Origin of the sequence: Maribacter antarcticus DSM 21422 (assembly GCF_000621125.1) — a bacterium.
In the GTDB taxonomy this organism is placed as follows: domain Bacteria; phylum Bacteroidota; class Bacteroidia; order Flavobacteriales; family Flavobacteriaceae; genus Maribacter; species Maribacter antarcticus.
In genome coordinates this window covers 71,524-86,775 of sequence record NZ_JHZC01000015.1, presented here as the reverse complement: position 1 = coordinate 86,775, position 15,252 = coordinate 71,524, and the positions used below count along the sequence as shown (strand labels likewise).

The window sequence follows — 15,252 nt, the reverse complement described above, 5'->3', positions numbered from 1 at the left end:
ACAATAATTCACTCACTAGTATAATAGCTGCTTTTTTTTAGTAGAAATAGTAAAAGGAACCCTATTAAAATCATAAAGTATAGTGTTGTGCTTATGCTCTTTAGAACAGTAAAACCGCTTGTTAGCGTAACCATGCTATTCGATATTTTGGGATACCCGTTTAATAATGTCAGAATTCCAAAGTTCTCCAAGTAATCGGATATACCTGCTATTATTGGCAATAGGCATAAATACACAAAGGGAGTTTTCAGCTTGTTGAACTTGTTTAGAAAATAAGCCAGTACTAAGCAATAACTTATTCCGAATAAAAAGGGATATATCATATCCAACGGAACCTGTTTGGATACATATGTATTCCGGCCTTCACGTCCTAAGGCTTCAAATAATGAATCGACATACTCTAGCGTATACCCCATCGGCATCATATCCAATAAATTCATTCCGGGAGCAAAGTCCATGACTTTGGGAATGGTTACTAGCAGCATGGCTGCATAAACGATATTGGTGAGCAAGAACAAGAGCAATACCTTTTTACCTTGGATATTTCGTCGTATGATGTTTTGAACAGTTTTCATTCCCTTACATTTTATACAAAGGAATGACCTCAAATTAGACTTTGCATTAACAATTGATAAAAAGCATTTTAGTATTGCTTACGAAGTCTACTGAGCGAAACATTTGTAATGCCTAAATAAGAGGCAATCATCGAGTGTGGTATGCGGTTCTCCAAAATTGAAAAGTCTTTTCGGAATTGCTCCAAACGTGCTTTTGCCGTCCAAGAGGCCATTCTAATTTCTTTTTGAACTTTTTTCACGAGTTCATGTCGCATTACTGAATTCCCGAATTCTCTAATCTCAAGATTTCCTATCATTAAGGTTTCAAAGGCCTTTGCATCGATTTTCGCAAAAGTACAGTCGGTCAATGCTTCACAATATAAGAGGGATTTTTTATTTTCCGTTCGGGTTATGTATGGTGGCAGGACGGTATTGGCCTCGAAAAAGGAAAGTGTTATTTCTTCGCCTTCGGTATTTAATAAAAAAGTACGTGCTATACCGTCTAGTAGAATATATTCTGATTGATCGGACTGTTGAGGTTTCAGTAAAATACACGCTCGGGCAAAGGTCTGCTCAATACATAAAGTGGTAAATGCCGTGCGTGATTTTTGGGACACATTGCTACTGAATTTATCAATGGACTTGTTGAGCTGTTGTACTTCCATAAGATTTAAGGTAGAAATAATTTACGCGAGTGAACGCAAAGGTGCTGTTCAAAACAAATGAATAGACTTGGATTATGGCCTATCGATTTTATAAGTATACACAAAGGGGATACCTTGATGAAGCGTATCCCATTCGATTGTGTTATTATAATCACTTTGATTAAAGGCTAAGTGATGGTTTTACCAAACGGATTCGTTTGCTTTCTTGACGGTTGAAAATGATAGCGAACTTTCTTGATTCCTTTGGAAATTGATTGATGAAGGTTTTCATGATTTTGTTGTTTATTGATTGTGGTACTACAAATCGTGACTAGCGATTAAAATTTCTGTACTGTGCCCATTGTGCTCTTTTGCTACTGCCAAAAGTGGAGAAGTATTGTCCTGTTCTTGATTCTGTTGATGTTCTGCTACTTGATGCTTTCATGATTGTTGTTTTTTGATGTTGTTGCTGTTTATTTTTCGAATTGTGACTAGCGATTAAAATTTCTGTACTGTGCCCATTGTGCTCTTTTGCTACTGCCAAAAGTGGAGAAGTACTGTCCTGTTCTTGATTCTGTTGATGTTCTGCTACTTGATGCTTTCATGATTGTTGTTTTTTGATGTTGTTGCTGTTTATTTTTCGAATTGTGATTAGCGATTAAAACGCCTGTACTGTGCCCATTGTGCTCTCTTGCTATCTCCAAAAGTGGAGAAGTACTGTCCTGTTTTTGATTCTGTTGATGTTCTGTTGCTTGATGCTTTCATAATTTCTATATTTTAATATTGTTATTACTTTATGATGGTACAAAGATGTTTCGATTTACGTGGTACTGGAAATAATAATGACTCAGTTGTAGTTTTTAAAGGCTAAAGGGTACAATCTGCTTTCCAGACCTAATCTTAACGGTTAAAATGTCTGTACTGCGCCCATTGTGCTCTTTTGCTACCTCTAAAAGGGGAGAAGTACTGTCCTGTTTTTGATTCTGTTGCTGTTCTGCTACTTGATGCTTTCATAATTTCTATATGTTAAGTTGTTATTTTCTAATTGACTTACAACTACTAGACGCACAAAGATATATTTTGTTACAGTACTATGTATAAAAAGGTACTTTATTATGCAATATTTAACGTTTGCTCTTGTCTATAGATTAAATATAATCACCTTAAATAATTGATTTACAGTATTTTGTTTAAATTTTAGAGTTGTATATCCTACTACAAGATGTTTTTATAAATTTTGATTTGTTGTTAAATACTCCTGTAAGGGCATTGTTTATCGAACTACTCAATGTCATTTAAAAACTCCAAAGCCCGCTTAGTTTTTGTTCCAGAAAGAAATCCTACGGTTTTCTAGACGCACTCGATATGTAGATTTTTCTAACTCATTTTTCTGAGAAGCCAAATAAGGGGAATTAGCAATAGGGGCAACTCTTATTTTTTGAAATTCAATAATTTTATCTGTTACTGGTATTAATTTTTTTCGGCACATCGGTAAATTCCTGAACTAAAGCCATTCCAGAGATTGAATGGCTTTTTTGGTTTCCAAATAGTTCTTATCTTCTACACCAAACTTATCGTTATGAAATTACTTCAGAAAACCATATTGAGTTGTCTATGCGTGCTTGTTTTTTTATTAGCAGCATGTCAACGCAATACTCCAGAAGGTTTTTGGGATTATGAAATTGATTTTGGTGAATACCAATCTCAAGGGGTTTTGAAACTTAAAAGCACGAATGGCGGTGTTGAAGGGTCTCTAGTATCCTTAGATGATGGCACATTTACGCTGGAGAATGTCATGGCTTATGACAACAGTTTATCCGGAGATTTTATATTATATGGAGAGGAAGCCAATTTGGAAGGTTCTTTTGAAAGTGGCACTTTTTCTGGTAAGATTAAAATTGAAGACGAAGCGTTTCTGTTCACGGCAAAAAAACAAGCTACTGAAGCTCTTATTATTGACCGTTCCGAAATCAAGTATGTGCTATCAGAAAATGATTTAGCCGAAATTGAAAAGGATATTGACCATACCGGAATACTATTAGGTATGGATCGTGAGGGGTATAAGCGCGGTGAGCGCATCTATAGTTTCAACTGCATTAACTGCCACGGTAATGAGGAGGTTGACGGTTCGATTCCCCTTTCAACCAAATTCTGGGAGCAAGAATTGAAAGCGGGTAGCGATGCGTTTTCTATGTACGAAACTATAAGTCGAGGGTATGGTTCCATGCCTCCGCAACTAGCTTTGACGCCGCAAGAAAAGTATGATGTCATTTCTTATATCCGTCATAAGTACATTAAGGACAAAGAGAGCGCACAATTTATTTTGAGTACGCCAGGCTATCTCGCTGGTTTACCCAAAGGCACTTCCCGTGGTCCGGAAACCAAACCCTATCAACCTTGGGCAGATATGAACTACGGTAATTTCTTCATTAACACCTATGAACTGGCTGATGAAAAGACGGGTATTGAACGATATCATTCTCCAGGTCCGGCTCCATACCCTGATGAAGATTATCTTAAAAATAACTTTGCGTATAAAGGTATTGCTGTCCGTTTGGACAAAGGTGAAGGAGGTGTCTCCAAAGGAAAAGCTTGGATGATATTTGACCATGACCTCATGCGTGTTGCAGGAGGATGGACGGGTAAAGGTTTTATAGATTGGAATGGTATTTTATTAAATGACAAACATGAAACCTATCCACGTACTATTGGAAAGCTCCATTTTGAAACCCCTGTTGGCCCTGGTTGGGCAAATCCGATGACTGGGTCTTTTAAAGACCCAAGGTTTAGAGCTAGAGACGGCCGTGCTTTTGGGCCGCTTCCGAAGCCCTGGGCAAACTACAAAGGACTATATCATTATGAAGATCAGATTGTAATTTCTTATTCGGTCGGGCAGGCCAATATTTTAGAGAAGTTAGGAATGGAAAGCCAAGGTAAGGATACCATTTTCACAAGGACTCTGAATATTTCTCCTTCTACCTCATTGTTAAAAATGAGAGTAGCTCCAGAGACTGTTGGGGTTCAAATAATAGGAGAAGGGGCTAGTTTATCAAAAGAGGATGGATTTATAGTATTGAATGTAGCTCGGTCAAAACAAGTTAAAGTCAAATTGTTTATTGCAAATACCGACACATCTGATTTTGCTGAACTCCAAATGATTAAAGCCATTCCAGAAGATTTACAGAAATACACTTTGGGTAATGGCGCAGCGCATTATCCAGAAGTTTTAAAAACCACCATTACCAAAGGATTCGACCAAGGTGCTTTTGCAGTAGATTTACTAACACCACCGTTCGAGAACCCGTGGTCTAGTAGAATGAAGTTAAGCGGGATTGATTTTATGAAAGACGCCAATAAGGCTGTTGCTTGTGCCACTGATGGAGATATTTGGCTTATTTCAGGCCTTACACGTAGTTCTGGAGAACTGACTTGGCAACGCATCGGGTCAGGACTTTTTCAACCCTTGGGTATTAAAGTCTTGAATGATAAAATATATGTCATCTGCCGAGATCAATTGGTGTTACTTCAAGATTTAAATGGGGATAATGAAACCGATTTTTATGAAAGTTTCAACCACGACCATCAGGTGACAGACCATTTTCATGAATTTGCAATGGGTCTTCAGGCCGATAAAGAAGGGAATTTGTATTACGCCAAAAGTGGGCGTCATGCGCGCGAAGCATTGGTGCCACAACATGGCACGCTTTTAAAAGTTAGTAAGGATGGTTCTAAAACAGATATTATAGCTACAGGATTCAGGGCCGCAAACGGAGTGTGCATAAACCCGGATGGAAGTTTTTTAGTTACGGATCAGCAAGGGTTTTGGAACCCTATGAACCGGATCAATTGGGTAGACGCTAAAGGGAAGTTCTATGGAAATATGTGGGGTTACAATCCACCAAAAGATAGTACTAGAATTGCTATGGAACAACCTATGGTTTGGGTAGATATGGAGTTTGACCGGTCGCCCTCTGAATTGTTATGGGTAGATAGCAAACAATGGGGCCCTTTGAATGGAAGTCTTTTAAGTTTTTCATATGGTTTTGGGAAAATTCAGTTTGTTTTGAATGAGAAAGTAAAGGGTCAAATGCAAGGAGGTGTTGTGGACATGCCTGGGATCAAATTTTTAACAGGTGTTATGCGTGGAAGATTTAACCCTAGTGATGGACAATTGTACGCCTGTGGAATGTCCGCCTGGGGTACGAATCAAATGCTTCGAGGTGGTGGCTTGTATCGTGTTCGATATACAGGGAAACCCTTAACGATTCCATTAGATTTAAAAGCAACAACTTCTGGAATTACCTTACAATTTGATGCTAGCTTAGACACCCAAAAAGGAATAGATATCAAAAATTATGTGGTTAAAACTTGGGATTTAAAAAGAAGCAGAAAGTATGGGTCCGATCGCTATAATGAGCAAGTTTTACCCATTAGTAGGGTAGAATTACAAAAAGAAGGCAAAGCGGTAAAACTATTTTTGCAAGATATTAAACCCGTAGATGTAATGTCAATTTCCTATGAGATAGCAGATGTAAATGGTGTCTCTTTAAAAGGAACGGTTCAAAACACCATTCACAATTTAGAACCTGACCAATCCTTTTAAGAACTAAACCCGCCAGCGATATTGAAGTGAACATATATTTCTGAAGATGTATAAAGGTCATGGGAAAATGTGCTTACTGTTCCGTCCCTATGGTATAATAAGATTTCGCCTTTGCTTTTTGTGAGATTTTTGAAATTACTTACGATGGAGATTCCTCCTATTTAGTGCTGTAGCGTCCTCTTTTGTATCAAGGCAGTAACATCTATAACAGCGGTAAACATGATGGTAGCGACACGCTCTTTTTTCACTTACCCTTCTGTTGGTTTGTCCCATGTGAGATACATAAGGCTATAAAATTGAAATGTATTGAAGCATGTGTATGGCTTAAAATAATGATAAGTTAGATAGGGGAGATAAGAACCTTATCCAAGAAAAAATGGATAGACTTTGATTAAGATCTATCCATTTTATTATTCCAAACAAAGAGGATACCTTGATGAAGGGCATCCCTTTTGTTTGTGCTATTATGATTGCCTTGATTAAAGGCTAAGTGATGGTTGTACCCAACGGATTCGTTTGCTTTCTTGTCGGTTGAAAAGGATAGTAAACTTTCTTGATTCCTTTGGAAATTGATTGATGAACGTTTTCATGATTTTGTTGTTTATTGATTATGGTACTACAAATCGTGATTAGCGATTAAAATTTCTGTACTGTGCCCATTGTGCTCTTTTGCTAGAGCGGAATGATGAAAAGTACTGTCCTGTTTTTGATTCTGTTGATGTTTTGTTACCTGATGCTTTCATGATTTCTATATGTTACGTTGTTGTTTTTAAAATGACTTACAACTAATAGACGCTCAAAGATATGTTTTGTTACAGTACTATGCTTAAAAAGGTACTATATTATATAATATTTAACACATGCTCAGCTTAAAAAAATAATTTTTTAAGTTTAAATACTTGATTTATAATTAATTATGTTTTTTAAGTCACCTAGGTTACTGCGAACTTTTTTGTGATTCTTCCCTTTTAGGCTAATGAATAGCTGCCCGAACATTATTTTTTAAACTCCTCAATGTCATTTAAAAACTCCAAAGCCTTCCTAGTTTTTGTTCCCGAAAAAAATCCTATGGTTTTCCTGACCCACTTAATATGCAGGTTTTTATAGCTCAATTTCTTAAAAAGCCAAATAAGGGGAATTAGCAATAGGGCATTAATGAGTATATATCTTACTACAAAACCTGGTTCTAAATGAACATATAAATCAATATCAAGGAAGATATCAAGGGCTACAATGGCATAAGACCACCATATTGGAGCAGAAAGAAAAAGTAATTTCACGAACAGCAGTCCATGGGAGTTTACCAGTTCTATTTTTTTCCGGAGCTCCACTAAGGGTTTTGTAAAATCGATTTGTTGTAAAAATACCACTTGCCCTATGCTACCTGCTAATGCTATCAAGGTAAATACCCCAACGATACTTCCGCTTATAGCTAAATGCGTTTGGCCCAAATGGGTTGCGATATAACTGCCCATGAACAAAGCTAAAAGCGTGTAGGAAACTAGTTCAATAACCCTATGGACAAGAACTGTTCGTGTCTTTTTTTTAGACTTCTCCAGATTTATGTTTTTTAAAGCTGCGCTATTCAATTTGAGGTTCCTATCCAATTTTCTGTCGTACCCTTCCAATATATTTTTTAATTCACTTGCTTCCATAATCTATATGTTTTCAAATTCTTTTTTTAGTTTCACTTTTATGCGACCGATTTTCGTCGCTACATTGGTTTTTGTAATCCCTAATATCTCGGCTATTTCTTCATAGCTTTTTTCCTCTAGATATAATAGCATCAATGCCTTGTTCAATTCGTTGAGGTTAGTGATGAAGGTTTGCAACAACTTTATTTGACCATCCAATACTGCTTCGTCCTTACCATTTTCGTCCACCATGTTAAAAATGGATGCCTCATCATAAAAATCACCTTTGAGCGACCATTTCCGTTCTTTTCTATAAAAGGATATGGCTACATTGAGCGCAATACGATACATCCAAGTGGAATATTTATAGCTATCGTCATATTTGTCAAAGGACTTCCACAATTGTATGATAATTTCCTGCTCCAGATCTTTGCGATCTTCCCTATTCGGGCAATATGAATTCACGATTTTATAGATGATTTTTTTGTGCTCATCTATCGTTCGTATGAATCTGTCCTTCTTATCGCTTACCATTCGTTTGCCTAAGGTTACTGTAAAGTATGATGATTTATCCAATTTGAAATCAGTTCCATTGCTTTTTTGTTGTGCCGGATTCCGTTATGGGTTTCATCTTCTACGGTATACACCTCCCCATTGCTATTTTCCGTGATGGCGGTATTAAATTTACGGGCATCGAATACTTCGTCCTCACTTCCTATTAAAACTAGCAGGGGTTTAGCTATAGCATTTAATCCTTCTTTATAATCGGAAGGAGACATGCTTTCATTGGCGCGATAGCTATACTTTGTAACTGGCATAGTTTCCGGAAGGTTAAAGAATAGCACAGGAAGATTATTGTATTTGGTTACTCCAATGGCGTTCAACATCTTCAGGCCAATAATTCTGTTGATATGTAGTTTTACGAATGGTGCTTCGCCAGTTTCCAATGCTTCTTCTTTTAGTGTTGGGGCGTTGGCACCCAAATGTGGGGCAAATAAAAGGTAGCCGTCAACTTCTGGGGCATCTTTTTCCATGGCGTATCGCAATATAATTCCACCACCCATGGAATGCCCTGCAAGTACTATGCTTTGATTTGGTTTTTCTTTTTTTATAGCCGAAACTACATCTTCGAGATCATCTACATACTGGTTAACATAGTCGACATCGCCTGGAGTACCTTCTGACTGCCCATGACCCCTGAAATCCAAAGCGATTACATCGTTATGGGTAGTTTCTTGTAACAATCCAGCTGTTTTGTTCATCATATAAGCACCGGAAAGTACGCCGTGTACTAAAATGATTGTTGTATCGCTTTCCTTTTTATACGCATACGAAAACAAGTGCTTCCCGTCACGCATGGAGAATTCTCGAGGACTGTTTTGATAGACTTGTTCAAACCCAATATCTGCAATTACTTCTGGACTCATGGGTTGCTGAACGATATTTGGGTCAAAGGCGGGGTCCGGTGAATAAATGAGCTTTATGATTTCGGTTTCGACCCTTTTATATGGATCGTTTTTATGCTGAGCTAGCGCTGATAGACTGATGGTTAATACAATTCCAATACTGAATTTTGCTACTATTGTCATGATTGTTCGTTTTTTGATGATGATGTTTTATATATGATTCGCAGCGTTTGCAAAAAATCACATATTTTCTAAAAAAATTAAAAGTAATAAGAGAATGCGTTGATTAATGTTCCAAGAATTAGACTAGTTATTCCTTCTTGAAAAGAGAGGCGCTTCAGGTTAATCGTATTTGAGTAGGCAATCCATAAGGCTAGTAGCGCACAACAGAAAAAAGTTACGACAATATATGTTGGAAAATTAATTGGTATTATGTCGAGCCAGTTGAAGATGACCTCCTCTAGTACTATGAATCCAAATAAAGCTAGGACAGGATTGGACTTTAAGGGTTTTATAATTAGCAGAAGACCCCCGTATAAAAGGATTAAACAAATAAAGAGAGGCGTTATTTGTCTTAAATACGCTAAGCTAAAATAACTCTTAAGTGAAAAATCAAAATATGCATTGAAATCAAAGCTTAAGTTCGATTGTGTTATTAAAATTACGCTAGATACGATTGCTATTATTGAAAATATAATCCCGATAATCTTTCTTGCTACCATGGTATGATGAGTTAAAGTTTATCTTATTATTCGCAAACTTTTTGAAAAATCACACTTTTTGAAAAACTATAATTTCAAATGCATTCTTATTCCTTGAACTTAGCACTCATAAAACCAATCTTCTTTTTAAAAAAAACAGCATATTTCTTGTTCCGTTCTTTTAACTGCTTGTTTTGTGGAATTAATGATTTTCATATTTCTTGGCTGCAAGAGAATTCTAAGGGGCATACTACGTGCGAAGCGTGTATGTGTTTGGATAGCTTAAACCAGTCCCTTTTCCTCTAACGACTTTCTGAGTTGTTTCTGATTTTTCCAAAAGCGCTCTTCGATTTTTTGTATGACCTCCTTAAACTCTGGGTCGTTTTTTAGGGGTTTCATAAGCGGATTTATATCTTGGTATATCAAAATCCAATACCAGTAATTATTTTGCGTTGCGAAAACGTTGAGCTGCTCGATTGCTTGTTCATTTTTACCGGCACTCACATACTTCATCGCTAAATGCATACTTTTATAGATAGATTGATCTTTTTCGCAAAATGCAGCATACGAATTGAAAAATTTTGCAGCCTGAGCATCCAGTCCCTTCTTTTGGTAGACTAAGCCAATCTTAAGATCTGATTGAGGGTAAATACCCAATCCGTATTTTTCTTTCGCTTTACTAAATTTCTCAAAGTAAAAAAAGGCAGTATCATAGTCCTCTTGGTAATAGTGGAAATTAGCTACGTCCTGCAAGATATCTAAGCGGGTAGTATCCTTTTGCCACTCTTTCTCTAATAAGGATGTAGTGCGTTCAATATCCCCGTTCTTGGCAAATAGAATCATTGTTTTTAACCAAGGTGCATAAGGATTTTCAGGATACAGGTCAACAGACTTATTAATATACGATAACGCCTCTTCAGGAAAACCATTTTGGATAAATGCGTTGCTTAAGTTCAAATAAATATAACTTTTGGGAATGGAGTCTTTAGCAGCGATATCAAGCTGCACATCCATTAGTGCGTATTTTAGCGCTTGGCCAGTATCCCGAACGTGATTGGCGTATAAAAGGGAAAGTAATCGAACTACTGCCGATGAATTTGGATTGTACTCCAATGCTTTCTTTAAATGGGGTAGTGCCAATCGATATTCCTCGTTATACATATAATATAATGCCTTTGCAATCAAGCTTATGTCGGATTTGGAATCATATAGTAGCGCTTTGTCCGCATAATTATTTATTTGCTCTTTGTATTGTTTCTGCTTCTGAATGATGTCTAAATAGTAATACGATATGGCAATATTAGCATAGGCCAGCGCAAACTGTGGGTCCTGCTCGATTGCCTTCTCAAATAACAGAATGGCCTTTTCCCAACCTTTCTTAGTATCCGTGTGAAAAGGGTCAAGTGCTTGGAGGTAATAATCATAGGCTAATACACTTTCAGTAGGTGATTTCTCAATTTGTTCCAATTCGGCAGGTGTTACCATTGCCTCAATAGCAACTGTAATTTTACGTGCTACTTCATTCTGTAAAGCAAATACATCTTTGACTTCACGGCTATATTGCTCCACCCAAATAGGCCGATCAGTTGAAGCTTCAATCAATTGAATGTTTAGTAAAACCTGATTTCCAATCCTTTGCCCACTGCCCTCCAACAGGTAGTTCACATTCAATTCTTCGGCTATTTCCGTAATCCCTTTTTCTGTATTTCGATATTTCTCTACCGAAGTTCTACTGATTACCCGCAGGTCTTCGATTTTCTGAAGATTACCCAAGGCCGATTCCATAAGCCCATTGACAAAATATAGGTTGGTCGAATCGCTGCTCTCATTCTTAAAGGGTAAAACGGCTATGGACTTTTCAAGTTTTACCTCTGGAACGATATGCTTTTCACTGAAAAGAAAGAATGATATGACTAGAACCACCAATGAAGCCATTGCAATAATTTGCCACCTGTACTGCTTGGAAAAACGAATTGGAGTAGGTTCCGATTCCAATGTTCCCTTTCCAACCTCGCCAGGGGGGTGACCATAGTGTTCCCGAAAACATTTGATAAAGTATGATGTACTTCCAAAACCTACCTGGTATGAAATTTCAGAAACGGTTAGTGACGCCTCCTTAAGCAACTCCATTCCTTTTTGTAAGCGGACCTGTCGAATAAATTGGCTCGCGGAAAGCTGGGTTTGTTTCTTGATTTTTCGAAGCAGATTTGAACGGCTCATGTTCATAGCATCCGCTAGTTCAGAAACACCAAATTGTTCATTGGAGAGGTTCTCCACAATAAGTGCTTCTGCCTTGTTAATAAAATGCGTTCCGATAAATGATGGGTCTGACATACTGTTTCTTGGTGTGTCTAAAGTAGAAAAAATTTATGGAAACCTGTACAAGTCTATAATTCGTGTAATAAGCGAAAAGTATCGTTTTGCGTCATAATTGATACTCTTGCGTCATAATTTTTAAACCTTCCTGAAACTTGATATAATCTGGCGCATAGCTCATAAGTCTCGCCTTAACAGTCATCGCATCTTTGTAGAAACAAAAATTAATACTAATTATTAAAAATCAAAATCATGAAAAAATCAAAAATCAATTCTTTAAGGAGCTTAGTAAACACCTCCCTTGTTCTTGTTCTATTGACATCTGCCTGCGCTCAGTCGGGTACCAAGTCTAAAGAGGAAGCGAATACTAAAGTGGAGGCCAAGGCAGTAGTAGAAAAACCGAAAATGAATATTCAAACTGCCGTGTTATCCGGTAACCTTGAGATTGTAAAACAACACATTGAAGCCGGTAGCGATATTAATCAGAAAGACGCAATGAGTGGTTCAACACCATTGATGTCTGCAGTTACTTTCAATAAAATTGAGATTTCCAAAGCATTAATTGATGCTAAAGCAGACCTTACCCTTATAAACAATGATGGGGGCACAGCCTTGCACAATGCGGCATTCTTTGCTCGGGTCGAAATCGTACAGTTGCTTATGGATGCCAAAGCGGACAAGACCGCAAAAAATAACTTTGGTGCAACTCCCAGAGAAACTGTGATGGGGCCATTTGCTGATATGAAGCCCATCTATGAAATGCTCCAGCAACAATTAAGTCCGCTAGGTTTGAAACTTGATTTAAACGAACTAGAAAAAACGCGTCCCGTAATTGCCATGATGCTGCAATAATTAGAGCCTGTATATAAGTTCCTATAGCTGCGTTATGCTTGTAAAACAAGACGCATTTACAAAAGTAAATCCCGTTTTTTGAACTACGCACGCCTGACCAAAAAATAGTCTAGTTCAGACGAAGACTTTATACACAGACGCTCACTAATTTAAAAATACCATAATGACATCAGAAAGAAGACACGATATCGATTGGCTGCGGATTATTGCCATTGGGTTGTTACTCATCTACCATATAGCCATCATTTTTCAACCTTGGGCCATGTTCATTGGCTTCATCAGAAGTGAGGAATCGGTAGCCACTTTATGGACGCCCATGACCATGCTAAATGTTTGGCGAATTCCACTTTTATTCTATGTATCGGGAATGGGACTCTATTTCGCTATGCGCAAAAGAAACTGGAAGCAATTGCTTCTAGAACGGACAAAGCGAATTTTGTTGCCCTTCACCTTTGGCATATTGGCCATTACACCATTGCATCTATTTATTTTTCAGAAATACTATAATTTGCCTTTGGGCTATTTTCCCCATCAAGGCCATTTATGGTTCCTGGGAAATATCTGTATGTACGTTCTCATACTCTTACCGCTTTATTACTATCTGAAGACTCATGAGAACGGTAAAATCAAAAGAGCCTTATCCGCTCTAATGAGCCATCCTGGTGGTCTTTTGTTGATATCCCTATTTTTTGCCCTAGAGGTTGTGTTGGTAAAGCCCCAGCAGTTCGCATTGTATGCCGAGACTTGGCATGGATTTTTTAATGGGTTTCTTGCCTTCTTTTTCGGTTTCCTTTTTGTGTACAGTGGTAAAACGTTCTGGCAAACCGTTTTGAAATGGAGATGGTTGTATGTTGGTTTAGCCATTATTCTGTATGGTATTAGACTTAGACTATTTGGGATTGAAGCACCTGGGTATCTCATAGCTATTGAATCCAATTGCTGGATATTTGGAGTTTTCGGTTTTGGCTATACGTATTTAAACAAACCAAGTAACACCCTAAACTACTTAAGCCAAGCGGCATATCCTGTGTACATTATTCACATGTTTGTTTTATACGCTGGTGCCATGTTCATATTGCCATTGGAAATACCTATCCTATTAAAATTCATATGCATTGTAGCTTTTACGGGTGTAGCCTGCTACCTCATTTATGAATTTATTATTAGAAGGATTGGTTTCTTAAAACCTTTGTTTGGACTGAAATGGAAATTCAACAAAGTAGAAAAGCAAAAATTCCAATATAATAAGGCAGCTAAAAGGGATTTTTTGAGTATAAAAAACGGACTAGATTCAGCGATGAAAGACGTATTTAAAACCGATAAATAAGACATAAAAATACGTTTACCTAAAAACAATTAAAAATGAACAACACAAAAAAGGAACTCAAAAAAGTGAATAAAATCCAATTATTTTATATCGCAATAGTTAGTAATATAATTGGATGTACCCTAGTTGGACTCGGAATCGGAAAGTTTTTTAGTCAATATTGGGTCGGAATTCTTGTTGGTTTAGGAATAGGGGTGCTAATTACTACTATTATACTATTGAAAACAGTAGGAAGATTAAACGGACACGAAATAAATAAAAATTAGCGCTCCAACGTATATAATTTATGGATAAGCAATTAACTAATACTATTGGAGAAATGAAGCATCGTAACGCGAGATCAAACATCTAGTACATCTTTAATTGAGGCACCCGCTTTCGAAAAAATAAAAAACTAACTATGCTATTATGATACAGATTTTTAGACCTATTAGAAAAGACCTTATGGAAAAAAATAAGTTTAGAAAGTATCTAGCTTATGCCGTTGGAGAAATCATTCTTGTGATTATTGGAATCCTTATTGCGTTAGCAATTAATGAGCAATCGAAAAACAAAAATAATTTGGAGTTACGTGATTTATACATTATTCAGTTAAGCGATGAAGCAGACCGTAACATAAAACAATTAACTGAATATGAAAATGGAGCTATTGAAATGCTTAAAGAGCTAGACACCTTGTTTCAATTATTGGTCAACAAGGAATACGATAATCTTAAATTATCAGCAAAAGTACCCGTGCTTCTTCGTTCCAATAAATTTTACCCTGTAATGATAACGTATGATAATTTAAAATTTTCTGGTGATTTAAATTTAATTGGCGATTTAATCTTGCGTAATTCTATATCTGAAACCTACGAAACATTTAACCCTATAAAAAGATTTGAATCTTTAGATCATCAAGGAATCGCAGTATTTTATGAGAATTTTTGGATGCCAAATGTAAGATTTAGGTACATGGGTAATGCTGCGGAAGATTATGGGAAAGAGGTCTATTTTGAAAACATAGTTTTTTCGAGAATGGTTACAATAGCTCAAAATCGGGATGCTTATGCCAATTCAATTGTAGCCTTTAAGAAATTAAAAAATACGTTTGTTACCTTAAAGGATAACAAGTAGCAAATAGCCAAGGGGTAGCAAATTTTTATCACGTCTTTTTTTTAGAAACCCCCCTCATACAACACAATTAAGAGCCGTGTAATAAAAGAAAATTGTGCA

At 36.9% G+C, this 15,252-nt stretch carries 11 protein-coding genes; 5 read left to right on the top strand and 6 right to left on the bottom strand.

The window, feature by feature from the left end; genetic code table 11:
• Nucleotides 1-8 precede the first annotated feature (8 nt).
• Together Q360_RS23205 and Q360_RS0112925 are read right to left on the bottom strand one after the other, a co-directional pair.
• Nucleotides 9-575, bottom strand: coding sequence for a hypothetical protein (locus Q360_RS23205; RefSeq protein WP_027077479.1), 567 nt, complete (start codon nucleotides 573-575; stop codon nucleotides 9-11).
• Nucleotides 576-643: 68 nt separating this feature from the next.
• Nucleotides 644-1,219 (bottom strand): Crp/Fnr family transcriptional regulator, encoded by a 576-nt coding sequence (locus tag Q360_RS0112925; RefSeq protein ID WP_036195870.1) that lies wholly within the window; start codon nucleotides 1,217-1,219, stop codon nucleotides 644-646.
• Nucleotides 1,220-2,777: 1,558 nt separating this feature from the next.
• On the opposite strand from Q360_RS0112925, the gene Q360_RS23200 reads away from it, so the two are divergent.
• Nucleotides 2,778-5,801: a DUF6797 domain-containing protein gene (locus Q360_RS23200; RefSeq protein ID WP_051554705.1), complete on the top strand. Its 3,024-nt coding sequence runs from the start codon at nucleotides 2,778-2,780 to the stop codon at nucleotides 5,799-5,801.
• A gap of 995 nt (nucleotides 5,802-6,796) precedes the next feature.
• On the opposite strand, the gene Q360_RS0112910 is transcribed toward Q360_RS23200, so the two are convergent.
• From Q360_RS0112910 to Q360_RS0112890, 4 genes are all read right to left on the bottom strand, one after another.
• On the bottom strand, nucleotides 6,797-7,456 hold the full coding sequence (locus Q360_RS0112910; RefSeq protein WP_027077477.1) for a hypothetical protein: 660 nt from the start codon (nucleotides 7,454-7,456) through the stop codon (nucleotides 6,797-6,799).
• A 3-nt stretch (nucleotides 7,457-7,459) separates the two neighbouring features.
• Nucleotides 7,460-8,011, bottom strand: coding sequence for an RNA polymerase sigma factor (locus Q360_RS0112905; RefSeq protein ID WP_245603252.1), 552 nt, complete (start codon nucleotides 8,009-8,011; stop codon nucleotides 7,460-7,462).
• Nucleotides 7,984-9,024 carry an alpha/beta hydrolase gene (locus Q360_RS23195; RefSeq protein ID WP_051554704.1) on the bottom strand — a complete coding sequence of 347 codons (1,041 nt, stop codon included), beginning with the start codon at nucleotides 9,022-9,024 and terminating at the stop codon, nucleotides 7,984-7,986. Before Q360_RS23195 ends, Q360_RS0112905 begins: the two co-directional genes overlap by 28 nt.
• Before the next feature lie 800 nt (nucleotides 9,025-9,824).
• Nucleotides 9,825-11,876: a helix-turn-helix domain-containing protein gene (locus Q360_RS0112890; RefSeq protein ID WP_027077474.1), complete on the bottom strand. Its 2,052-nt coding sequence runs from the start codon at nucleotides 11,874-11,876 to the stop codon at nucleotides 9,825-9,827.
• A 234-nt stretch (nucleotides 11,877-12,110) separates the two neighbouring features.
• Between Q360_RS0112890 and Q360_RS0112885 the strand changes: the two genes are divergently transcribed.
• From Q360_RS0112885 to Q360_RS0112870, 4 genes are all read left to right on the top strand, one after another.
• Nucleotides 12,111-12,710 carry an ankyrin repeat domain-containing protein gene (locus tag Q360_RS0112885; RefSeq protein WP_027077473.1) on the top strand — a complete coding sequence of 200 codons (600 nt, stop codon included), beginning with the start codon at nucleotides 12,111-12,113 and terminating at the stop codon, nucleotides 12,708-12,710.
• A 163-nt stretch (nucleotides 12,711-12,873) separates the two neighbouring features.
• The gene (locus tag Q360_RS23190; protein WP_051554703.1) at nucleotides 12,874-14,037 is read left to right on the top strand and encodes an acyltransferase family protein; all 1,164 of its coding nucleotides are present in this window, start codon (nucleotides 12,874-12,876) and stop codon (nucleotides 14,035-14,037) included.
• A 35-nt stretch (nucleotides 14,038-14,072) separates the two neighbouring features.
• Nucleotides 14,073-14,303, top strand: coding sequence for a hypothetical protein (locus Q360_RS0112875; protein WP_027077472.1), 231 nt, complete (start codon nucleotides 14,073-14,075; stop codon nucleotides 14,301-14,303).
• Nucleotides 14,304-14,445: 142 nt separating this feature from the next.
• Nucleotides 14,446-15,153: a hypothetical protein gene (locus tag Q360_RS0112870; protein ID WP_027077471.1), complete on the top strand. Its 708-nt coding sequence runs from the start codon at nucleotides 14,446-14,448 to the stop codon at nucleotides 15,151-15,153.
• The last annotated feature ends 99 nt before the right edge of the window (nucleotides 15,154-15,252 follow it).

Bases quoted from the DNA above. Each gene is read 5' to 3' on its own strand.
- Q360_RS23205 (WP_027077479.1), bottom strand. From the start codon at position 575: ATGAAAACTGTTCAAAACATCATACGACGAAATATCCAAGGTAAAAAG.
- Q360_RS0112925 (WP_036195870.1), bottom strand. From the start codon at position 1,219: ATGGAAGTACAACAGCTCAACAAGTCCATTGATAAATTCAGTAGCAAT.
- Q360_RS23200 (WP_051554705.1), top strand. From the start codon at position 2,778: ATGAAATTACTTCAGAAAACCATATTGAGTTGTCTATGCGTGCTTGTT.
- Q360_RS0112910 (WP_027077477.1), bottom strand. From the start codon at position 7,456: ATGGAAGCAAGTGAATTAAAAAATATATTGGAAGGGTACGACAGAAAA.
- Q360_RS23195 (WP_051554704.1), bottom strand. From the start codon at position 9,024: ATGACAATAGTAGCAAAATTCAGTATTGGAATTGTATTAACCATCAGT.
- Q360_RS0112890 (WP_027077474.1), bottom strand. From the start codon at position 11,876: ATGTCAGACCCATCATTTATCGGAACGCATTTTATTAACAAGGCAGAA.
- Q360_RS0112885 (WP_027077473.1), top strand. From the start codon at position 12,111: ATGAAAAAATCAAAAATCAATTCTTTAAGGAGCTTAGTAAACACCTCC.
- Q360_RS23190 (WP_051554703.1), top strand. From the start codon at position 12,874: ATGACATCAGAAAGAAGACACGATATCGATTGGCTGCGGATTATTGCC.
- Q360_RS0112875 (WP_027077472.1), top strand. From the start codon at position 14,073: ATGAACAACACAAAAAAGGAACTCAAAAAAGTGAATAAAATCCAATTA.
- Q360_RS0112870 (WP_027077471.1), top strand. From the start codon at position 14,446: ATGATACAGATTTTTAGACCTATTAGAAAAGACCTTATGGAAAAAAAT.